This is a genomic window from Neiella marina, from assembly GCF_002165625.1.
GTDB lineage: Bacteria > Pseudomonadota > Gammaproteobacteria > Enterobacterales > Neiellaceae > Neiella > Neiella marina.
This window is the reverse complement of sequence record NZ_NGNS01000009.1, coordinates 70363-92742: the sequence shown is the minus strand read 5'-3', so window position 1 is coordinate 92742 and position 22380 is coordinate 70363. Positions and strand designations below refer to the sequence as shown.

The window sequence follows — 22380 nt, the reverse complement described above, 5'->3', positions numbered from 1 at the left end:
TCGATGGCAGCGCGTCAACGCATTACCATTCGTGATAGACAAGCCGAAGCAGCACTTTTTTATCGCCGTGCTGTGGTCGCTTTGTTGATCGTGTTTGTCATGCTGGCGCTTCTGGTATCGAACCTCTACAAACTCCAAGTTACCCGCCACGAAGACTTTAACACCCGCTCAAACGATAACCGCATTCGAGTCTTACCAGTCGCTCCGAACCGCGGCTTAATCTACGACCGCAACGGCATTTTGTTGGCCGATAATCGGCCGGTCTACTCATTAGAATTAGTACCCGAAGAGGTCGATGATTTGCCTGCGACGGTTGCCAGTTTGTCGCAAATGCTGGCCATTCCAGAAGAGCAGCAGCAGAAATTTCTCGACCAATCACGAGTCACTCGGCGCTTCAAAAAGCTCCCTCTGAAAGAAAATCTGACTGAGCAAGAAGTGGCGTTGATCAGCGTCAGTCAGCATCAATATCCTGGCATCTATGTCGAAGCCCGACTGAAACGCCATTATCCATTCGGCGACGCCCTCACTCATGCTGTCGGCTATGTCGCCAAGATCAATAAGCGTGACGTCGAAAATCTCGACAAAGCCGGTAAGCTAGCCAACTACAAGGCCACCCGTGACATCGGCAAACAAGGCCTTGAGCGCTATTACGAAGATGTATTGCATGGCACTGTTGGCTATCAAGAAGTCGAGGTCAATAACCGTGGCCGTATTACTCGTACCGTTGCTTTTGAGCCGCCCGTACCGGGCAGCGATTTGCGCCTTAGTTTAGATATTCAGCTGCAACTCAAAGCACAGGAATTGTTGACCGGTATGCGCGGTGCTGTGGTGGCACTCGACCCGCGCGACGGCAGCGTACTGGCGTTGGTTTCGGCCCCCAGTTATGACCCCAACCCCTTCGTTCAAGGCATTAGCGGCAAAGCCTATCGGTCGTTACTCAACTCCGAAGATCGGCCCCTGATCAACCGGACAACGCAGGGCCAGTATCCACCCGCATCGACGGTGAAGCCTATCTTGGCACTACTGGCGCTAAATGAAGGTATTGTCACCCCCGAAACCCGAATTTGGGATCCGGGTTGGTTCCGTATCGAGGGCGTTAAACGTAAGTATCGCGATTGGAAGAAGTGGGGCCACGGCTGGGTCGATTTGTATTCGGCCATTGAGCAATCGTGCAACATATACTTCTTCGATGCGGCAACCAAGTTGGGTATCGATAAGATTGATGAATTCGCCAGTCAATTCGGTTTTGGTGAATACACAGGGATTGATATTCGCGAAGAGAGTGCGGCGGTGCAACCTTCTCGCTCCTGGAAGCGAGCGCGCCACGGCCAGCCTTGGTATCTCGGCGATACCGTCAATATCGGCATTGGTCAGGGCTATTGGACCGCAACGCCACTGCAACTGGCTCACGCCATCGGTATTATGGCGCGGCACGGCAAAAACTATACCCCGAGGATGGTGCAATCGATTCAGACGGACTCAGGCAGCATTCAAATGCCACCTGATCAACGTCCCCCGGTGGTACTGAAAAAAGACACTTATTGGGATGAAGCCATCGAGGGCATGCGCCGAGTCAACCACTCCGAAAAAGGCACCGCGCGCAAAGCGTTTGCCGATACCAGTTACGTGTCTGCTGGCAAATCTGGCACCGCCCAAGTATTCAGTCTCAAGCAAGATGAAGAATACGACGCCGAAAAACTCAACAAACGCAAACACGACAACGCAATGTTCGTCGCCTTTGCACCAATCAATGACCCGCAAATAGTCGTTGCCGTGGCCATTGAAAACCAAGGCGGCGGCTCATCAAACGCTGCACCTATTGCCAGAGCGGTGATCGATCATTATGTTGAAACCACTGGTTTTGAATCCACTCTGCCAATCGGGATCCCTACGCCATGATTTTTGGCTCAGTTGAGCGGCTCGAAGCGCAAATGCGCAAGCCAAGCGTGTGGTTTAAGCTGCATATTGATGCTTACTTGTTGATGCTGCTATTGGTATTGATGGCAGTAGGCTTGATGGTGATATACAGCGCTGGCGGTCAAAGTATGGACTTGGGCACCCGTCAGATCATCCGCCTCAGTGTGGCAGTGTTTGTGATGCTCGCTCTGGCTCAAATCAACCCTGAAAACTACCGCCGTTGGGCGTATCCAATATACGTCATCGGCACATTGATGCTGGTCGCAGTCCTCGTTGTCGGAGTGGTCGGCAAAGGCGCTCAACGCTGGATTGACCTGGGTTTTATGCGCTTTCAGCCCTCTGAGATCATGAAGCTGATTGTTCCCATCGCGGCCGCCCACTTCCTCGCCAGCGATGCGTTGCCCGCGCGTTTTGGTAAAGTCATCATTGCCTTTGTCTTGATCCTAATTCCTACCCTGCTTATTGCCCGTCAGCCCGATCTGGGAACCTCACTATTGATTGCTGCTTCTGGGGTGTTCGTAATATTTCTCGCAGGCGTTAGCTGGAAGCTCATCGCTGCTGGTGCAGTTGCCGTTGCCGGCTTCATCCCAGTGCTGTGGTTTTATCTAATGCGCGACTATCAGCGCCAACGGGTATTAACGTTATTTGACCCTGAGCGCGATCCGCTCGGCTCTGGTTACCACATTATTCAATCGACCATCGCTATCGGCTCAGGCGGAATCAGCGGCAAAGGCTGGTTGCAGGGCACCCAATCGCAATTGGAATTCCTACCTGAGCGGCATACCGACTTTATTTTTGCTGTATTTAGCGAAGAGTTTGGCCTAACCGGCGTATTGTTGCTGCTTTTGCTTTACTTACTGATCGTGTTTCGCGGCTTGTACATCGCTGCTAATGCCCAGACAACCTTTGGCAGTCTGCTCGCAGGCAGCATTACTTTGACCTTCTTCGTCTATGTCTTTGTCAACATCGGCATGGTGTCGGGCATCCTGCCGGTAGTTGGGGTGCCGCTGCCATTGGTCAGTTATGGAGGCACATCGATGGTGACATTGTTGGCAGGCTTTGGCATCTTAATGGGCATTCATACCCACCGACGGATGATTATATGAATTTTTTCCTCGGCCGTTTGCGTCAATGTGCGCAGGCCATCGGCATGTCAGCAACACTGACAGTTGCCGCGCTATCCGCCACACCCGCAGTGTCAGCAACCAATACCATTGATCAAACCTTTATTGATGAGGTTTCATCCAGTTATAACCTCGACCCAAGTTGGGTCGCCGCGCAAGTTCAACATGCGGCCTTTAAGCAAGATATTATCGAGCGCATCACCACCCCTTGGGAGGCCAAGCCTTGGTATCAATATCAAACCATATTCCTCAAGCCTGAGCGGGTCGAGCAAGCAGTCGAGTTCTGGCAAAGCCATCAAGATACCCTCGCTCGCGCCGAGCAAACATATGGCGTGCCAGCGCAATTCATCGTCGCTATCATTGGTGTTGAAACCTATTTTGGTCGCTTCAAAGGTGACAAAGGGGTGCTTGATTCGCTCTACACCCTTGGCTTTCATTACCCGAAACGAGCGAAGTTCTTTCGCTCAGAGCTAGGCCATTTTCTTGCCCTGAGCCATGAGCAAGGTTGGGATCCGACGGCCATCAATGGCTCCTACGCCGGAGCGATGGGTTTTCCACAGTTTATTAGTTCAAGTTACCGCGCCTACGCCGTCGACTTTAATGGCGATGGCCAGCGTGACTTGTTGAATTCTCCGCAAGATGCCATTGGTAGCGTCGCCAATTATTTTGCTGAACACGGCTGGACTCCGGGTACCTGTATGGTTGAGCAAGTGACATTGCCGCCCGCAGCGGAGTCGTTAGTTCAGACCAATACCAAGATTAAACATGTGTGGGCTGACGCAAAAAATGCAGGCATTGAGACCAGCCAACAGCTCGCAGATGATGACAAAGTCATGGTATTTCCATTGGCTGAAAGTGAACAGTTGACCCATCACTACTTAGGTTGTAACAACTTTTATGTTATCACCCGATACAACCATAGCCGGCTCTATGCCATGGCGGTTTACCGTTTGAGTCAGCAAATTGAAGCGGCTTGGCGAGAACAACAGTCAGCCAGCTAACAAACATGATCGATCAAGCCAAACTAACCGGGGTTTTGACTTTGGTGGCGCTGCTGTCGGGCTGCGCCAGTTCTGGCATGAGCAAATCAGATCGCTATCAGGCCGAGCGATATCATCAAAGTGAAGATTCAGCGCCAGCCGATCCGATTGACGTATCGAAAGTTCCAGATGCTATTCCTAAATACGAGGCCAAATCCCGCGGCGGCAACCGTCACTACACGGTTCGCGGCAAGCACTATAAGGTCATGAATTCAGCAGATGGATTCAGCGAAACAGGCAATGCTAGTTGGTATGGCAATAAATTCCATGGCCACAAAACCAGTAATGGCGAAATTTACAACATGTATGCCATGTCGGCAGCCCATAAACATTTGCCCTTGCCCTCATTTGTGAAAGTGACTCGGCTCGACACAGGTCAGCAGGTCGTAGTTCGAGTCAATGATCGCGGCCCGTTTCATCGTGGCCGAATCATTGACTTGTCCTACGCCGCAGCTCATAAACTAGGTATGCTAAAAACCGGCACGGCGGCGGTGAAAATTGAAGCCATAACCGTCACGCCGCCATGGCAGCAACCCGACCCTATTATGGCGTTGGTGCAACAGCAGCAGGCTGAGGGTCCTAAACTGCCGCTTAAGGTTGCTGCTAGTTCCCAATCAACCGTGGCGCCAGCCAGTGATCGCGCGTGGTTTGTCCAAGTTGCTGCCACCCAAGATAAAGCCAGAGCAGACCATCTGATTCAGCAACTCGCATCGTTATTTGATGCTCAAGGAAGAACAGTCTCTGAACAAAAATTACACAAAATCCAGCTTGGACCTTTTGCTGACGAGCAATCTGCAAACAAATTGCTGGAAATATTAAAAAAAGGTGAATTTTCTTCCGCCTTTAAGGTCTATCAATGAAACGGTGAGCATCGGGCGGCAAGCGTGTTATGCTAGCGCCACACTCACAAGTCTTAACCCATACAACTCCTAAAACGAATTATGCTTCAGCACACAACAATACGTTCTCTTACCGCAGGTTTGGTTGCTCTGGCAACGTCGTGTATCTCTTTTGCTGCGCCGGTTGTGACGCCTGATCCACCAAAGGTTAACGCCAAAGGATACGTGCTCGTCGACCATCTAACCGGCCGCACCCTAGTGCAGCACAATGCCGATGAGCGTTTAGCTCCTGCAAGCCTCACTAAGATGATGACCAGCTATGTGCTGGGTACGGAAATCAAGAACGGCAATGTCACCGAACAGGACATGGTCAAAATTGGCCCAAACGCTTCGCTTTATACCAATGCAGAGTTACGTGGCTCCTCGCTAATGTTTGTTCAAGTCGATACCGAAGTACCGCTTGGTGAATTGAATCGCGGGATTATCGTGGTATCGGGCAATGACGCTTGTATTGCGGTGGCAGAACATTTGGCCGGCACTGAAGATGCTTTCGCCGATATGATGAATGCCTATGCCGATCACCTTGGTATGTCCGGTTCGCATTTTATGAACAGCCATGGCCTCGACCATCCTGAGCACTACACTACCGCTCGCGACATGGCCACTCTTGGTTCTGCGCTGATCCGCGATTTGCCCGAAGAATATGCCATTTATGCTGATAAAAGTTACACCTGGGATGGCCGTGAGCAGTTCAACCGCAATGCGCTGCTGTGGGACAAAGACCTAGGTGCTGATGGCATTAAAACCGGCCATACCAATGAGGCCGGTTATAGCTTGGTATCTTCTGCAGTAAAAGATGACATGCGCTTGGTCGCGGTGGTGATGGGCACTGACAGTACTCGTGCTCGTAACGCCGAGAGCCGCAAGCTACTGCAATACGGCTTCCGTTTCTTTGAAACCGTGGTGCCTTATGATCCAGGCACTGTGTTTGCTGAAGAGCGAGTGTGGTTTGGTACCCAAGAAACTATTGAGCTGGGTGTTTTGGAAACGGTCGCCACCACGCTGCCAAAAGGTCAACGGAAGAACCTAAAAGCAGATTTTGAACTGACCTCGCGGCCAGAAGCGCCGATTAGCAAGGGGCAGCAATTCGGTGTTGTTCACGTCACTCTGGACGGTGAAGACATTGCCACCTACCCGCTCGTCGCTTTGCATGATGTCGAAGAAGCCGGTTGGATGAGCAAGTTAATCGACCATATCTTATTGTTTATACATAATTTGACAAACTAATACTCAAAAAGCCGCCGCCTGGCGGCTTTTTCTTTTATACTTTTTGGCGAACTTGAATAAATGCTCAGCGCGTCGCGCTTGGCTCAATTCAACAACCCCAAAATTAGTTTGGAAAGGATTCCATTATGTTTACGCAGCTAAGCCGCTTGGCTCGGTTTTCTCTCGTTGTTATTTTTGCCGTTGTGTTCAGTGGTTGCGGCGGTGGCTCTGGCGGTTCGAGTTCCACATCTCAGCCTAAATCTGCTATTCCAACCACCACTGCAGTGCTCCCTTCAAATGGGCCAGACGTATCCCCAAAGCAACAGGCTCCAGCCTTGAGTTACGCTCGACTTACCCATATCTATCGCGATGCTTTTCTCTCTGGTGATAGTTCCGATTCTGCGCTTAGTCCCAATGGCGAAGTAGAACAGCTAACCCCTCTGGGCATATATGAACCGGTTGATGTCAGTGCCGATGGTAGCTATCACATCGAATTACAAGACAATGAACTGGCATATTTTCGAGTGATCAATACCAAGGCCAATGGCTCAGAACGAGTACATTTGTTCTACGGCGTACCGGCCGGCGATTACATGACGTTTGACTCCAGCGACATCGATTCGCCAGCGCAACCAACTGATTCAGGTTGTCGAGATGTTTCGGTTCGTATTGATGACCTTACCACTGCAGCAAATAGGCGGTTATTGTTAAACGGACAAGAGACCAAAGCCGACATCGTTGAGGGCGCAAAGGCGTGGATAGATTCCGTTAGCCTATGCCCGCTTCAAGGCACTGATAGTTACTTAATGGTTGTTACTCAAGACATTGATGGCGACATTAGCTATGGCTTTGAATTCTACCAGCAACTCAACGACAACGATGTGTTGGAGCTTCGCATCGAGCATGAAGCACGGATGGTACCCTGGACCTCAAGCGTGCCGGTCAATTACTACTACACCGTCTCGGGTAAGCACCAAGACTGGGAGACCATCATTAGGCTTTACACCCCTCCGTTGCAAGAGGAAGAAGCAGAGTCATTGCCCGCGCCAATCACTTCCGGCTTACTGCCAGCATTTGATGCCATCGGCTTTGATCGCTTTGTTTGGTCAGCAGAGTCTTCCGCTCTTCACAATCGAGAATTCGCCGCCAGCTCGGAGGAAATAGCTTTCGAACTTCAGCAAATTGACATCGGAGATATCAGCCTGGATCCAATATCTATCGATTGGAGTGACAATGGCGTGGCTAAGCCGAAAGTCATCTCTGGCATCATATTCGATGACAGCGCCACGCAAACCTATGCGTTTATGAGCATGGATCCGAAGGTGCTGCGCCAATCAAAGCTTCAATTTCCCATCGAGGACATCGAGCGACTCGTTGATAGTGTTTTTGTCGGTGTGTATGCCGCCAGCAATATGCCGGATAGTAGTGAGGGCTATATCACTACCGCGGGGATTTCAGCAGGTCTGGTCGCATTACCTAACAGCAACGAACATCCACTGGACAATCAAGATAGCGTCTTTGCCGGTAACGAAGCCGGAATTTTCGAACTACTCATTGATTGGCTTGGCGACTAACAACACGCAGCTGCTCAATTGAGTAGCTGCTTGACGGTATCAAACACTCGGCCATAACGCTTGGCCAGTGGTTTGTGTCTTTTTTCTGTCCAATACAAGGTTTGATACACCGGTTGTTGCAATGCCGCGACCTTCAGTCGATGCCCCTCTGCCGCGCTTGCAACTGCCGACCTTGGCAACACAGTGAAACCCAACCCGAGAGCAACAGGCGTTAAGATCTGACCGATTTGGTTGACATAACCTCGTTCCGGAATAGCGGCCATGCCAGCAAACTGTTCGGCGAAATTTGCTTGCAATACCGACGTGGCAAAGTGATGACCATCCGGATGATTGATAAAGCCCAACTCAATCAATGCCTGCCAACTGAGCTTAGTGGTATGCGGCAGCACCAAGCACAGCTCGTCAGTGGCAAAACTCTGTTGACTCAATGTGGCATCATTGACCTGCTCAGAACAAATGCCAACCGCGATATCGCCAAGTTTGATTCGCTCAATAATCCGTCCTGATGGCGCAGCCTCCAGATAGAAGCTCAACCCTGATCGCCGCTGCTGCAACGCCAGTAATGCCGGATACAAGCGCAAAGCGACGGCACCAGAACAAGCTAAGCGACACTCACCGGCATCATCGCGATCTTGTTGCATTGCTGTCATGAGCTGTTGCTCCGCAACTCGTTGTTGCAAGGCGTAGCGGTGCAACTGTTCGCCGGCTATGGTCAATTCAAACTGCTTGCCAAAGCGGTTTAGCAAGGGTTGACCGACAGCCTCCTCGAGGCGTTTGATGTGCTGTGTCACCCCTGGCTGGGTCATAAACAGAGCTTCTGCTGTACGAGTAAAATTTTTGGTCTCAACCAACTGACAAAACGTACGCAAATAAAGCGGATTCAACATGAATAATAATAAATATAAATTATCAAAATGATGATTAATGATAATTTAAAATTTCATCGTTGTCCGACTAAACTTCATCCCAGTTGACATTGACCACAACAGGTGAGACCCATGACCGAACAACACACAACTTACCCTCGCACCTTTTCCCACATCGGTATTTCGGTGCCTGACTTGGAAGCAGCAGTAAAGTTCTATACCGAAGTACTAGGCTGGTATCTCATCATGCCACCAACAGACGTCAACGAAGACGACTCTGCCATTGGTGAAATGTGTACTGATGTATTCGGCTCAGGGTGGAAACACTTTCGCATCGCTCACATGTCGACTGGCGATCGCATTGGTGTTGAATTGTTCCAATTCGATAATCAGGAAAACCCTGAAAACAACTTTGAATACTGGAAAACCGGCGTTTTCCACTTCTGTGTTCAAGACCCTGATGTTGAAGGTTTGGCAGAAAAAATTGTTGCTGCTGGCGGTAAAAAACGCATGAAGGCGCCACGTTATTACTACCCAGGGGAGAAGCCATACCGGATGATCTACATGGAAGACCCGTTTGGCAACATTCTAGAAATCTACAGCCATAGCTATGAGTTACATTACTCTAGCGGTGCCTATAACTAACCTTAGTTACTATCAAAACCCCAGCGCCAAAGGCCTGGGGTTTGTTTTTTATACACTAGCTATCGAATGCTGCGAGAACAACTCAGACAAAGATCTGCAATCCACTGTTGAAAGATCGTGATAGAATCCCCATTTATCCGCTTTACCTGTTTAACCGCTAGCTTTTGGAGCAACAAGATGGATACCAAATTTGGTGAATTACTCGATTTTCCCTGCAACTTCCCTTTCAAAGTGTTGGGTGTTGCTGACGAGTCATTGCCAGATAAAATTGTTGCCGTCGTTCAGCAGCATGCCCCCGGCGATTACGCCCCTAAGGTAAAGCCAAGCTCAAAAGGTAACTACCACAGCGTCACTATCGACGTCACTGTGACCAGTAAAGAACATGTTGAGACGCTTTACAAAGCGCTCGGTGACATCGACTTGGTCCGTTACGTACTGTAAGACTGACGACGTTGAGCAATCTCATTATTCGCACCATTGGCCAGCAGCCGTATCAGCAATGCTGGCAATGGATGCAAGACTTTACTAATAGCCGTGATAGCAGCACGGCCGATGAGCTGTGGCTGCTCGAGCACGATCCTGTGTTTACTTTAGGTCAGGCAGGCAAAGAAGAGCACATTCTGAGCCAAACTAAGATTCCTATCGTTAAAGCCGATCGTGGTGGTCAAGTGACTTATCACGGCCCGGGTCAGCAAATCATTTACTTATTGCTGGATTTGCGGCGCTTGAAAATCTCCGTTCGCGATCTAGTGACCCACATGGAGCAGGCTATTATCGGCTTGCTCAACGAGTATGGTATCGAAGCTTACGCCAAGTGCGATGCTCCTGGGGTCTATGTTGATGATGCTAAAATTGCATCCCTAGGGCTCCGCGTTCGCAAAGGCTGTACCTTCCATGGTTTGGCATTAAACGTCGACATGGATCTGTCACCATTTCTGACAATAAACCCATGCGGCTACGCCGGCATGGCAATGACTCAGAGTTCAGCTCTGGGCGGCCCCAACACCACCTCCGAAGCCGCACCCAAACTCGCCAAACTATTGGCTGAGCGCTTGGGATACGCAGCAACCCAACATACTGACCAATTGCCGAGTGTAGTTAATGACTAAGTCTGTAAGAAATGAAGCAGGCGTAAAAAAGCGCGACGCCGATAAAGTCCAACATATTCCGATTACTGTCATCCCCAGTGAGAAGGAGCAATTGCTCCGCAAACCCGAGTGGATGAAAGTAAAGCTGCCAGCCAATAACGCCAATATTCAACGCGTTAAAGATGGCATGCGTAAACACGGCCTGCACTCAGTGTGCGAAGAAGCATCCTGCCCTAACCTCGCAGAATGTTTCCACAAAGGCACAGCGACCTTTATGATCATGGGTGACATTTGCACTCGTAAATGTCCATTCTGCGACGTCGCCAATGGTAAGCCGTTACCGCTCGACGAGAATGAGCCAGAGAAGTTAGGCCGTACTATCGCCGATATGGGTTTGCGTTATGTGGTCATCACATCGGTGGACCGTGACGATTTGCGCGATGGCGGCGCAGCTCACTTTGCAGCCTGTGTTGAAGCAATTCGACGCCACAGCCCTGATATTCAAATTGAAATTCTAGTACCGGATTTCCGTGGCCGGATGGATGTCGCACTGGAAGCGCTGGCGAAGCATCCACCAGATGTCTTCAACCACAACTTGGAAACAGCACCAGCGCTATACAAAATGGCTCGCCCCGGTGCCAACTACAAGTGGTCGTTGGAATTGATTCGTCGCTTTGGTGAAATGTTCCCAGATATCCCAACCAAGTCAGGTTTGATGGTGGGTTTAGGCGAAACCAACGAACAAATCCTCGAAGTGATGGAAGATTTACGCGCTCACAATGCCACCATGTTAACCATTGGCCAGTATTTGCAGCCAAGCTTGCATCACTTACCTGTCACTCGCTACGTCCATCCAACCGAGTTTGACATGTTCCGTGAGCGAGCCTATGAGATGGGCTTTGAGCATGCAGCTTGCGGCCCGTTGGTTCGTTCCAGCTACCACGCTGATAAGCAAGCAGCTGGTGAAGAAGTGAAGTAACCGCTGACCAACTTGATTTTCAAGCCAGTCCTTTGTGACTGGCTTTTTTGTCGCAAAAAACCAGATTACTGTGACAACAAAAACAACGGTAGTGATCCGATCGAGCTTGGATTCGTAAGCCGAACAAGCACAGTGCATTTTTCAAATGATTGCAATCATTAGACTGCCAAGAACAACAATGATTATACGGGAGAGCAAGAACCAGTCCGCATCTTAGCTGAGGCGGCATCAATATTCGCAACCACAGGAGAACGCGGATGTTTTATGTATTTAGCACCAACGGCAAGTTGTTTGGCGGTCCCTTAGAAAAGCTCTACCAGGTTAATCACACCGACCGAACCACGCCGTCACTGAATACCGACTTTTCCAATTCATCGGTGCACCTATCTCAAGGCGACGAGGAATCACAACAGCCAAGCCATAGCGCCATTGCTCGTTACAAGGCAACTCTGCCGGAAAAAAACCAACGCGAATTGATCTACCACGTGTATCAGGTGATGACCAAGCCGGTTAAAGTGTTGGACCTTACAGCCAGCCTATCGTCGATATACCAAGCATTTAAGCAATATCAATTCAGCGCCTTTCCTGTGGTCAATGCCAACCAGCAGCTTCACTCGTTGATCCAGCGTCACAAATTCACCGATTATCTATTAGAGCTACCATCTCCTAAGTTCCACCAGCTGACGCTCAATGACACGCCAGAGCTGCTGGAGCCAGAAGTGATCTCAACCGCGCCAGTGACCGATGTTCGTCGCGCAGCGCAAATCATTATCGAACAACAAACGCCGTCATTACCGGTCGTTGAACCCAATGGTGGGGTGTTGGGTATAGTGACCAAGCGCGATATTTTGTCCTGTTTGGCAAAAGATCCGCCACTGTCATTGTGGTGCTAGTCAAGTATTCCACAACCAAGCGGCACCTCTAACGCCGCTGGAGTCGCCATGCTGATTCTTCACAACTGGCGTGACGCATTCTTGGCCAAACACCCAATCAGCCAATAGCTCGTTCACTTTGGGATATATAGCATCGACATTGGACATACCGCCGCCGAGCACGATGATTCCGGGATCGAGCACATTGACCACATGTGCCAGCGATCGCGCTAATCGCTGACAATAATCCTCAAAGGCTTGCTGGGCCAGAGGCTCTTGATGAGTAACCCGCTTCATCACTTCCGGCGCAGTCAGCGGCTCACCACCCATTTGTTGGTAAACCCGAGCAAAAGACGGTCCTGCCAGCCAAGTTTCGATACAGCCGCTGCGACCACAATAGCAATCTTGCTGCAGCCGCTGTTCTTGCTCGGTGGTCCAAGGCAACGGGTTGTGGCCCCACTCACCACCAACACCATTGTGCCCTCCCCAAGCTTGCTGATGAATAGCAATGCCAGCTCCAACCCCTGTGCCCAGGATGACGCCAAATACCGCGTCATAACCAGCGCCGGCACCGTCGACAGCTTCTGACACGGCAAAGCAGTTGGCGTCGTTACTGATGCGAACAGGGCGCTTTAATCGTTGTTCCAGATCAGTCTGCAAATCCTCGCCATTAAGCCATGTCGAATTAGCATTTTTGACGCGCCCGGTTTGACCCGAGATGGTCCCTGGAATGCCCAGACCCACCGTACCACAGATGGCGAGCGTCGACTCGGCGTCAGCGACCAAGTCAGTAATGGCTTTAAGTGTGGCAGAATAATCGCCACGCGGCGTGGCAACACGGCGGCGCCACAACTCTTGGCCGGTGTTTGCAGACAAAGCAATGCATTCGATTTTAGTGCCGCCGAGATCAATCCCGATTCTTAGTTGCTGGGTCATGCTGTCCTCTGGGATTAAATGAATTCATGTTAGCGCTGATTGGTTGGAGCCAAAAACGAAAAAAGCTGGCGCCAAAGGCTACCAGCTTTCTGTCAATCATGATCCGACACAGGTATTCGATATCACACTGGCTCAACAATAAAGTACGGGTTGAGTACTGACTCTTTTTGGTTATATGTCAGCGGCGCACCTTCAACAGTCACCACACGAGCCCCGGCTTGCAAAGCAACACCGTGAGCAGCACCAGTGTCCCATTCCGATGTTGGCCCCAAGCGAGGATACACATGAGCCGCGCCTTCGGCCACCAAGCATAGTTTCAGTGAACTTCCCATGGCGACCATTTCATGGCTGTCGAACTGCTCTAAGTAAGCGGCCATATCTGGGCTTGGGTGAGAACGACTGCCGACCACTTTGACCGTTTCACCGGCTGCAGCTGCAGCGGCTTTGATTGTTGTGGCCGCTGCGTCCGCGACTTGTTTGTAAGCACCAAGGCCTTCTGCGCCCCAGTACAAGGTATCAATTGCAGGTGCATAAACCACGCCCATCACCGGCACACCATTGCTGACTAGGGCAATATTGACGGTAAACTCGCCATTTTTCTTGATGAATTCTTTGGTGCCATCCAGCGGATCAACCAACCAGTAAGTATCCCATTGTTGGCGTTCAGCCCAATCAATATCGGCATTCTCTTCAGAAAGAATGGGATAGAACACTGGCAGTTGCTGCAAACCGGCGACAATCACTTTATGAGCCGCTAAGTCAGCCTCAGTCAACGGACTCTTGTCATCTTTCTCGTAAATGGAAAAATCTCGGTCGTAGATTGCCATGATTTCCGCACCGGCTTTCTTTGCCGTTGCGATGACGGCATCGACCAAACCTTGGTTAATAAGTTCAGACATCAAGTCGTCCTTGTTTTGTAATAGCAGATTATTGCGACTAGCGGTTTGCTAGCAATATTAGTTTAAGGGTAAGTATGGCGAGATCACCACACCAAACTGTCAGGAAAGGCGGAACGACCCGCCCTTCTTAATGTGTTACTCGCTGGCGAGATAGCCGTTGTCAGACAAGTAAGCAACGATTTGATGCGCGCAATCAATCACACTGCGGCCATCGGTTTCGACTCGAACTTCAGCGGCTTCTGGCTCTTCGTAAGCCGAATCAATACCGGTAAAGTGCGGGATCTTGCCAGCGCGAGCCTTCTTGTATAAACCCTTTGGATCGCGGCTCTCACAGACATCCAGCGGCGTATCGATAAACACTTCAACAAATTCGCCTTCCGGAAACAGTTTTCGCGCCAATTTGCGATCGGCACGAAATGGTGAAATGAAGGCCGTTGTAACGATGATGCCTGCGTCCACAAACAACTTAGACACCTCACCAACGCGGCGGATGTTTTCCACCCGTTCTTTGTCAGAAAATCCCAAGTCACCATTTAGACCATGGCGAACATTGTCGCCATCGAGCACGTAAGTGTGAACTCCTCGCTTGTGCAGTAATTCATCTACTGCGTTGGCAACGGTTGATTTACCGGAGCCGCTTAAACCTGTGTACCACAGTACGCAAGATTTATGTCCACAAAGCTCATTACGTTGCTCACGGGTAATTTTGTGCTCATGCCAAACAATATTCTCAGCCATGCTCTTGTCCCACCATTAAAAAGGGAAGAAGTAAGGTACTGCGAGCAGCACCACCACACTGTACACCAGTGACACCGGTAGTCCGGCGCGTAAAAAATCTTTTAATTGATACTGACCGGCGTTATACACCATCAAGTTAGTTTGATAGCCATAAGGGCTAACAAAACTGGCGCTAGCGCCAAACGCCACGGCCATAACAAACGGCATTGGGTCGACATTAAAACCGAGGGCCATGCCGTACGCCATCGGAAACACCAACGCAGCTGCTGCATTATTGGTAACCAACTCGGTCAACACCAGCGTCATGATATAGACCCCAACAAAGGCCAAATAAATCTGGCTGGTATCAAATGACTGTGCAAATAAATTTGCAAACTCTGCCACCATGCCGGAGTTTGTTAGCGCATGGGCTAACGTTAGTGCTGATGCCACCACCAACCAAATATCGAGCGGTAAGCGCCGCTGCACTTCATTTAAGCTTAGGCAATCGGTGAAGTAGAGGACAGCCAAAAATAGCATTAAACCTTTGAGTAAGCTCAAAGTTCCAGTAGCCGCAAGGGCCACAACAGCGAGAAAACCTAAACCGGCAATCCATTCTCGTTGACCAGACAGCCGCGTCTCTGGCTCCACTCCGGAGATAACAATGAAGTTTTTGGTTAAGTTGTTTCGAGATGAGAAGTCTGGGCCAACGGCTAACACCAAAAAGTCGCCGGCTTGAATCTTCACTTCACCTAACTTGCCAGACAGACGTTGACCGTCACGCCGCATGGCAACGACAGCGGCATCAAAGCGGGCCCGAAAACCGGCATTTTTAAGCGATAAGCCAATCAGTGAACTGTCGGGGCGAACAACCACTTCAGTCAAGTTTGAGGCGAGCATGCCGCTTTCATCAGCAAATGTTTTTAAGCCATCAAACTGGCTCAATTGCATCACCTTGGAAATATCACCTGAAAACACCAAACGATCGCCAGGAAGAATGGTCTCCGCGGGTGTTACCGGAGAAATTAGCCGGTCAGCGCGGGCAATCTCCACTAAGAACAACGATTCAAGGTGACGCAAACCATTCTCTTCAACCGATTTACCAATCATGGATGAGTCGGGCTGTACTTGGGCGTCAAGAAAATAGCCGGCGCTGTCACCCTGGGTGACGCGCGTATCTGGCAACCAGCGGGATGACAAAAACAACGTCACGCCTCCAGCAATCACCAACAACACCCCGACACTAGTAAAGGCGAAAAAGTCTAAGCGCTCGTTGCTGGTTTCATACAGCATACTATCGACAATCAGGTTGGTAGAGGTGCCAATCAGGGTCAGCGTGCCGCCCAATATTGCGGCATAGGATAACGGCAGCAACAGCTTGCCAGCCGGATGATGCGGGTTGCTGCGAATCGGCGCGATCAGGGTGGCAACCACTGCAGTGTTGTTAAGTAAGGCGGATGAAACGACGGTCGAGCCAAACAAGCGCAACCAAGTGAGTTTAAACCCAGGTTTGATCACCGTTGATGCAATCAATCGCAGAAAACGGGTCTTCTCCAAGGCAAACGAACAGATGATCAGTAGAATGAGAGTGATGAGGCCCGGATTCACCAAGCTAGATAGCATTTGCTCGGTGGATACCAAACCAAAACCAAAGACCGCCAACAAAGTGCAGCCAAACACTTTTGCTGGTCGCTTTTGAAAGCGAATTAAACCGGCCAGGGTAGCAATAAATATTGCCACCACCAGCCAGCTTTGCGTTGTCATTACTTCAATAACTCGCGCAGATCTTTTGCTTCCCAGTGCGGGAAGTGTTTGCGAATCAGTGCATTGAGCTCCCACTCAAATTCACTGTAAGTTGCTTGTGCACCTGACTTATCATCAGAGCCCTTACCAATCACCATACCTGCGCCAACAGTGACGTTGGTCAAGCGGTCGATAATGACAAAGGCACCAGTACCCGGAATTTTGTCATAGGCATCAAAAGCAACGGGCTGATTCAGATGCAACTGGCAACGGCCAATTTCATTAAGGCTCAAACGGACCGCAGAATCGTCATGCTCTAGGGTATTAACGTCAATGGCGTACTGAATGTCAGCGATTGAGCCGCTAGCAGTCTTAGTCGCCAACTTGAAGTCATACTGTTTGTTTGCCACCAAGGCATCTTCAGACATCCAAACAATGTGGACGTCCAACGCGCCAGCCACTTCTGGTTGATTGTTACTATGGACAATCATGTCACCACGGCTGATGTCGATTTCATCTTCCAGCGTCAAAGTAATTGCCATTGGCGCATAGGCCTCTTGCAACTCTCCCTCGAAGGTAACAATCGACTTCACCTTCGAGCTTTTACCCGATGGTAATGCCGTAATTTCGTCACCGACGCGAACAATACCGGCAGCAATAGTGCCGCAGAAGCCACGGAAGTTAAGGTTAGGACGATTCACGTACTGCACTGGCAAACGGAAGTCAGACAGGTTGCGAGCGGCGGCAATTTCCGCACTCTCCAGCATCGACATCAAGGTTTCACCGTGATACCAAGGGCTTTGGTCACTGCGCTCAACCACGTTGTCGCCTTTCAGCGCTGAGATAGGTACAAACTTAATGTTTGGGATATTGAGCTTTTCAGCAAACTTCTCGTAATCGGCTTTGATCTTGTTGTAGACCTCTTCAGAGAAGTCCATCAAGTCCATTTTGTTTACCGCAACAACCACTTGGCGAATGCCCAATAGCGACACAATAAAGCTGTGACGCTTGGTTTGCACTTGCACGCCATGGCGGGCATCAATCATCAAAATGGCCAAATCACAGGTTGAGGCACCGGTCGCCATGTTACGCGTGTACTGCTCATGGCCTGGGGTGTCGGCAATAATGAACTTACGCTTGTCGGTAGAGAAGTAGCGATAAGCCACGTCAATGGTGATACCTTGCTCGCGTTCAGACTGCAGGCCATCAACTAGCAGCGCCAAGTCAAACTCTTCATCGGTAGTGTTGAACTTCTGCGAGTCTTTCTTGATCGCTGACAGTTGATCTTCATAGATCATTTTCGAATCGTGCAGCAAACGACCAATCAGGGTGCTTTTGCCGTCATCGACGCTGCCGCAGGTTAAAAAGCGCAGCAGTTCTTTTTGTTCGTGCTGTTTCAGGTAGGCCTGAATATCTTCGGCGATTAAATCAGATGCGTGACTCATTAGAAGTAGCCCTCCTTCTTCTTCTGCTCCATGGAGCCAGCCTGATCATGGTCAATGACTCGGCCCTGACGCTCTGACGTCTTGGTCAGCAGCATTTCCTGAATAATTTCTGGCAAGGTTGTCGCCTCAGATTCGACGGCACCGGTCAATGGGTAACAACCCAAGGTACGGAAGCGAACCATCTTCTGCATCGGCACTTCGCCTTCTTCCAGCGGCATACGGTCATCATCAACCATGATTAATGTACCATCACGCTCAACCACCGGACGCACCGCAGACTTGTATAGCGGCACAATTTCAATGTTTTCGAGGTAGATGTATTGCCAAATATCGAGTTCAGTCCAGTTCGATAATGGGAACACGCGAATACTTTCGCCTTTGTTCACTTTACCGTTGTAGATGTTCCACAACTCCGGGCGTTGGTTTTTTGGATCCCAACGGTGGTTTTTATCGCGGAATGAATAAACTCGTTCTTTCGCGCGCGACTTCTCTTCGTCACGACGAGCGCCACCAAATGCAGCATCAAACTGATACTTATCCAGCGCTTGTTTCAAGCCTTGGGTTTTCATCACGTCGGTGTGTTTAGCACTACCAAAGTCAAATGGGTTCATTCCCATTGCCATGCCTTCGGGGTTTTTGTGCACCAACAGTTCAAAGCCATACTTCTTGGCTAGATTGTCGCGAAACTCAATCATTTCGCGGAATTTCCAGTCAGTATCGACGTGAAGTAGTGGAAATGGCAGATTCCCCGGCGCAAACGCCTTGCGGGCAAGGTGCAACATCACAGCAGAATCTTTACCAATAGAGTAAAGCATCACCGGGTTATCAAACTCGGCAGCTACTTCGCGGATAATGTGAATACTTTCGGCTTCAAGCGCCTTGAGGTGGGTAAGGGTATGAGCGTCCATATGCGATATCTTCGTCCAGCTAAACTAATCAGGAGTCTAACGAATGAAATCTGATTCCACCAGAAAACCGTGAGGTAGATCTCACTCTATAATCTTGGCCTGGCAGCTTTCTGTTGTTGGGCCTCGAGTTGGAGCCAATAGTAAAGCTTTTATGGTTGAAGGAAAAGATAAGTTTGGAATAGCTATATAAAGATGGGTTTTTATAGCGAACAGAAATATAGACCAAATTAAAAGCTGTAAACCTTCAAGAGCAACTTCTAGCTATTTGTATGGACCTTGTTTCTTCAGCAGACCATGTAAAACGCCTTTAAGCATATATCTGATGCGCAGCCGCCGAGGCGATTGAAACAGCCCCATCAAAACAAAACGAACGGGCTGAGCAACAATGTTTCTAAGCTTCCAATAGGTTGGCACATATGATCTGCGAGCTAATACCCAGGTATTGCGAAACTGGTAGTAAAGGCGGATAGGACTACCAACTTTGTAGCTGATACCGATTATTCGCCCCCTGTCATCACCCAGTTTGTGGGGCATAATCACCGACTCACAAATCGCAACCGTGTAGCCTTTGCTAGCTGCACGCCAACACCATTCATGATCAACACCATCGATAAACAACCCCGCTTCTTTTGGGCCAATATCTTTATAGTCCGCTACACGAATAAGCATGCCCGATGCGATAATCTGCCGAACTAACGTCACATCCGCCAAGCGCTGCAACTCTCGTTGGACACGTGGCCGCGATTGCTGATTCGCATGGATGCAAAATGGCCGAGGACCGATACAAGCTAATTTTATCCCCTGTTGCCGCAACTTATAGGCCGCACTAGAGAGTAACAAAATAAAATCATCACCAACTTGGCTGTCTTGATCAAATAAGATGACTTGCTCTGCGCCGCTGAGCTGTGCGGCTTTGATTCCTATGTTGTGTGCTTCGGCAATACCAACGTTGGCACCTTGAGCTATCCATTGAATGTTACTCGTGGCCAAATCAGCCAACCAAGATGGAGTACCGAACTGTTCTGGCGTATTGTCAACAACAACGACATGTTGCGCTTGTTTGGACAATTTTAACAATAGGCTAACAAGCTGAGCCGCCTCAGGAAAATAGGCGACGACAATGGCTGCGATCATTTATTGCGAACCAGAAAATGGAGCAATACCCGATCTAACTTGTATGCGAATTTTAATAGTGGAGGTGGCATCATTCGGATAACGAAAACTGAGCAGGCATAAAACAAATTGCCCGGACTGACTCGGTCGAGTTTTTTCATTGCATAGAGTCGAGCCCTAAACTCGTTAAATGATTTACTCAACCCGCGGCGCTTGAAAAAACCTTTGGCGCGACGAAACTTAAGCAGCGGTTTATTGATGTTAGCAAACTGAAAACCAGCCACTGCGAGGTCAACCCATAGAAAGTAGTCTTGCGTATTCTGTAATTGAGGGTTGTATCGAAATCCTTGTTCCAGTACATCGTATCGTATCGCGATAGTCGGGTGGTTTAATGAGCACCGCTTTGGCATGAACCTCATAATTTCATGGTGCTTCTTTGGCATTTTACGCCGACCAACACTGCTACCTTTTTCATCAATCTCAACTAGTGAAGAACCAACGACTGACACGCCAGGGTTATCTCTGAAAAACTTAACTTGTCGAGCTAGGCGACCACGGAAGCAGATATCATCCGAATCCATCCGAAAGAAGAAGCTCGGCGAAAATTCATTGGCATAATCAATCACACCGTTCATGCAAGCTGCCAAGCCAAGATTTGTTTCGGACTCAATTAACACCATTCGCTGCTGCTCTTTGTCCAACTTCGTTAGCAGGTCACGCATATCAGGTGCTATGGGGCCATCAATAACCACACAAAGCAAAAAATCTTGATAAGTTTGACGAAGTACACTTTCAATAGCCAGAGCGACCCAATCTACCCGATCCCCGGCATAAACAGCCATACCAACAATACTTTCAACCTCGATGTTAGCGAGGTGGAAATGTGAGTAGATAACAAAATCGGATTGTTTTCTGGTTTCCATCAGCATGGGGCTAACGGTATTCCTTAGTTGCGCATTATCAATAGATAATTCCATTCAGGTGACACTCCACATCCTTGTGCAGTAAATTTGAGGCCGAAACAAGTTCTATTCGGGCAAGCCGAAGTCTTCCCGCTTAAGCGTTAGGTTGGGATTATATGCTGGATCTGGCTGAATGTCTGTTTTCCATGTGTTTTTCATGAAATCTATTTCTGCTTCAAAGCGCTTCAGTTTGGCTCCACTTTGATCGCTACCTCGAGAAACGCTCTCATGGTGATACAATCGCGCATAAGGCGTCCACACATTGCGGTAGCCAGCCGCCTGAACTTTCAAACAAAAATCGACATCATTAAAGGCTACCGTTAAATCTTGCTCGTTGAGTCCGCCAACTTGATGATAAATGTCTTTCTTCACTACTAAACAAGCTGCGGTGACGGCACTGAAGTTTTGCACCGCCTGTAATCGATTCATATAGCCCGAATGGTGCATAGGAAAATGCTTGTGGGCATGCCCCGCCACACCACCGTAGCCAATAATAACCCCCGCATGCTGAATGGTATTGTCGGAATAAAACAACTTGGCACCAACACAGCCGACGCTTGGCCGCAATGCATGGCTCACCATTTCTGAAAGCCAATTGTCATCGATCACTTCAATATCATTATTTACCAGCGCGATAATCTCACCGCTCGCTTGCTCAACCGCAAAATTGTTAATGGCAGAGTAGTTGAACGGCGCATCATATTTGATAACTCGAATCTTAGGATGATGGCTTAACCGCTCAAAATACTTTAGCGATGCTGGCTCATCACTTTGGTTATCGACTAGCAATATTTCAAAGTTGTCGTAGTCAGTTTTTTCCAGAATGGAGTTGATGCATGATTTGACGAGCTTGAGCGCATTTTTTGTAGGGATGATCAGGCTAACAAGTGGCTTATCAGCAGGTAATGGCCAACTTATATTGAAACAACCGTTGCTAAATGTCACCGCACCGGCAGACAAACCTAATGATGCGAGATTAGCCGAAGATAAATTTAGTGCTTCAAGGTTGTGAGACGTGGGGTTTCCATCGAAATGGAAAAGCATTTTGGCGGTATGGCTAATATCACTTTTGCCATTCAATGCTCGCTCAACAGTTAAGTTATATAAGATATTGTCCAAATTATCAGTCGCCGACAATACCCCTTCTAGCTCCTCACAACCCAATAGCCAGAACCCAGCATTGGAGACGTAGTGAGTAGTCAGTTGCAGATCTAAATTCCATGCAGGTTTAAACTGGGGCAGATAACGTTCGCCATGTTGATTCAAATAGTCATGGTCAGCATAGATAACCGAGCTGTTGGGGTGTTGAGTCACCTCATATTGCAACTGTGCAAATGCATCGGCTGCTAATCGATCACCAGCATTGATAAAGCAACAATAAAGGGCCTGCTCGACTACATTTTCTGTTTGATCAGCAAATGCCCAAGTTATCGAGGGACACAGGCAC

At 49.2% G+C, this 22380-nt stretch carries 21 protein-coding genes; 11 read left to right on the top strand and 10 right to left on the bottom strand.

Annotation, left to right across the window (positions count from 1 at the left end):
• Nucleotides 1–3 precede the first annotated feature (3 nt).
• The 6 genes from mrdA (at nucleotide 4) to CBE68_RS08930 (ending at nucleotide 7760) form a co-directional block, all read left to right on the top strand.
• Nucleotides 4–1899 carry a penicillin-binding protein 2 gene (mrdA, locus tag CBE68_RS08955; protein ID WP_087505745.1) on the top strand — a complete coding sequence of 632 codons (1896 nt, stop codon included), beginning with the start codon at nucleotides 4–6 and terminating at the stop codon, nucleotides 1897–1899.
• Nucleotides 1896–3023: a rod shape-determining protein RodA gene (gene rodA / locus CBE68_RS08950; RefSeq protein WP_229744712.1), complete on the top strand. Its 1128-nt coding sequence runs from the start codon at nucleotides 1896–1898 to the stop codon at nucleotides 3021–3023. Before mrdA ends, rodA begins: the two co-directional genes overlap by 4 nt.
• Nucleotides 3020–4042, top strand: a complete 1023-nt coding sequence (gene mltB, locus CBE68_RS08945; RefSeq protein WP_229744711.1) for a lytic murein transglycosylase B — start codon at nucleotides 3020–3022, stop codon at nucleotides 4040–4042. The genes rodA and mltB overlap by 4 nt, the downstream gene beginning before the upstream one ends.
• 5 nt (nucleotides 4043–4047) lie before the next feature.
• Nucleotides 4048–4941, top strand: coding sequence for a septal ring lytic transglycosylase RlpA family protein (locus CBE68_RS08940; RefSeq protein WP_087505744.1), 894 nt, complete (start codon nucleotides 4048–4050; stop codon nucleotides 4939–4941).
• Between the two features lie 81 nt (nucleotides 4942–5022).
• Nucleotides 5023–6207, top strand: a complete 1185-nt coding sequence (locus CBE68_RS08935) for a D-alanyl-D-alanine carboxypeptidase family protein (RefSeq protein ID WP_087505743.1) — start codon at nucleotides 5023–5025, stop codon at nucleotides 6205–6207.
• A gap of 125 nt (nucleotides 6208–6332) precedes the next feature.
• Nucleotides 6333–7760, top strand: a complete 1428-nt coding sequence (locus CBE68_RS08930; RefSeq protein ID WP_087505742.1) for a hypothetical protein — start codon at nucleotides 6333–6335, stop codon at nucleotides 7758–7760.
• Nucleotides 7761–7774: 14 nt separating this feature from the next.
• Here the strand turns inward: CBE68_RS08930 and CBE68_RS08925 are convergent, their stop codons facing one another.
• Entirely contained in the window at nucleotides 7775–8647 is an 873-nt protein-coding gene (locus CBE68_RS08925; protein WP_087505741.1) for a LysR family transcriptional regulator, read from the bottom strand.
• 111 nt (nucleotides 8648–8758) lie between these two features.
• Here CBE68_RS08925 and CBE68_RS08920 point away from each other — a divergent pair, with 111 nt between their 5' ends.
• The 5 genes from CBE68_RS08920 (at nucleotide 8759) to CBE68_RS08900 (ending at nucleotide 12231) form a co-directional block, all read left to right on the top strand.
• Nucleotides 8759–9271 (top strand): lactoylglutathione lyase family protein, encoded by a 513-nt coding sequence (locus CBE68_RS08920; RefSeq protein ID WP_087505740.1) that lies wholly within the window; start codon nucleotides 8759–8761, stop codon nucleotides 9269–9271.
• Nucleotides 9272–9448: 177 nt separating this feature from the next.
• On the top strand, nucleotides 9449–9712 hold the full coding sequence (gene ybeD, locus CBE68_RS08915; RefSeq protein WP_087505739.1) for a DUF493 family protein YbeD: 264 nt from the start codon (nucleotides 9449–9451) through the stop codon (nucleotides 9710–9712).
• 11 nt (nucleotides 9713–9723) lie between these two features.
• Nucleotides 9724–10380, top strand: a complete 657-nt coding sequence (gene lipB / locus CBE68_RS08910) for a lipoyl(octanoyl) transferase LipB (RefSeq protein WP_087505738.1) — start codon at nucleotides 9724–9726, stop codon at nucleotides 10378–10380.
• The gene (lipA, locus tag CBE68_RS08905; RefSeq protein ID WP_087505737.1) at nucleotides 10373–11338 is read left to right on the top strand and encodes a lipoyl synthase; all 966 of its coding nucleotides are present in this window, start codon (nucleotides 10373–10375) and stop codon (nucleotides 11336–11338) included. The genes lipB and lipA overlap by 8 nt, the downstream gene beginning before the upstream one ends.
• A 257-nt stretch (nucleotides 11339–11595) precedes the next feature.
• Complete coding sequence (locus CBE68_RS08900; RefSeq protein ID WP_087505736.1) at nucleotides 11596–12231, top strand: CBS domain-containing protein; 636 nt, start codon at nucleotides 11596–11598, stop codon at nucleotides 12229–12231.
• On the opposite strand, the gene mak is transcribed toward CBE68_RS08900, so the two are convergent.
• From mak to CBE68_RS08855, 9 genes are all read right to left on the bottom strand, one after another.
• Nucleotides 12232–13146, bottom strand: coding sequence for a fructokinase (gene mak / locus CBE68_RS08895; RefSeq protein WP_087505735.1), 915 nt, complete (start codon nucleotides 13144–13146; stop codon nucleotides 12232–12234). It abuts the gene before it with no gap.
• A 122-nt stretch (nucleotides 13147–13268) separates the two neighbouring features.
• Nucleotides 13269–14033, bottom strand: coding sequence for a 3'(2'),5'-bisphosphate nucleotidase CysQ (gene cysQ, locus CBE68_RS08890; protein ID WP_188708134.1), 765 nt, complete (start codon nucleotides 14031–14033; stop codon nucleotides 13269–13271).
• 147 nt (nucleotides 14034–14180) lie between these two features.
• Entirely contained in the window at nucleotides 14181–14783 is a 603-nt protein-coding gene (gene cysC, locus CBE68_RS08885; protein WP_087505733.1) for an adenylyl-sulfate kinase, read from the bottom strand.
• Between the two features lie 15 nt (nucleotides 14784–14798).
• Nucleotides 14799–16526 (bottom strand): SLC13 family permease, encoded by a 1728-nt coding sequence (locus CBE68_RS08880; RefSeq protein ID WP_087505732.1) that lies wholly within the window; start codon nucleotides 16524–16526, stop codon nucleotides 14799–14801.
• A complete protein-coding gene (gene cysN, locus CBE68_RS08875) occupies nucleotides 16526–17950 on the bottom strand; it encodes a sulfate adenylyltransferase subunit CysN (RefSeq protein WP_087505731.1) in 1425 nt (474 codons plus the stop codon). The genes CBE68_RS08880 and cysN overlap by 1 nt, the downstream gene beginning before the upstream one ends.
• On the bottom strand, nucleotides 17950–18867 hold the full coding sequence (gene cysD / locus CBE68_RS08870; RefSeq protein WP_308477810.1) for a sulfate adenylyltransferase subunit CysD: 918 nt from the start codon (nucleotides 18865–18867) through the stop codon (nucleotides 17950–17952). The genes cysN and cysD overlap by 1 nt, the downstream gene beginning before the upstream one ends.
• A 252-nt stretch (nucleotides 18868–19119) precedes the next feature.
• Nucleotides 19120–19992, bottom strand: coding sequence for a glycosyltransferase family 2 protein (locus tag CBE68_RS08865; protein ID WP_087505729.1), 873 nt, complete (start codon nucleotides 19990–19992; stop codon nucleotides 19120–19122).
• Nucleotides 19989–20948: a glycosyltransferase gene (locus CBE68_RS08860; protein WP_229744710.1), complete on the bottom strand. Its 960-nt coding sequence runs from the start codon at nucleotides 20946–20948 to the stop codon at nucleotides 19989–19991. The genes CBE68_RS08865 and CBE68_RS08860 overlap by 4 nt, the downstream gene beginning before the upstream one ends.
• 51 nt (nucleotides 20949–20999) lie before the next feature.
• A complete protein-coding gene (locus tag CBE68_RS08855; RefSeq protein WP_158100551.1) occupies nucleotides 21000–22247 on the bottom strand; it encodes a glycosyltransferase family 2 protein in 1248 nt (415 codons plus the stop codon).
• Nucleotides 22248–22380: the final 133 nt, after the last annotated feature.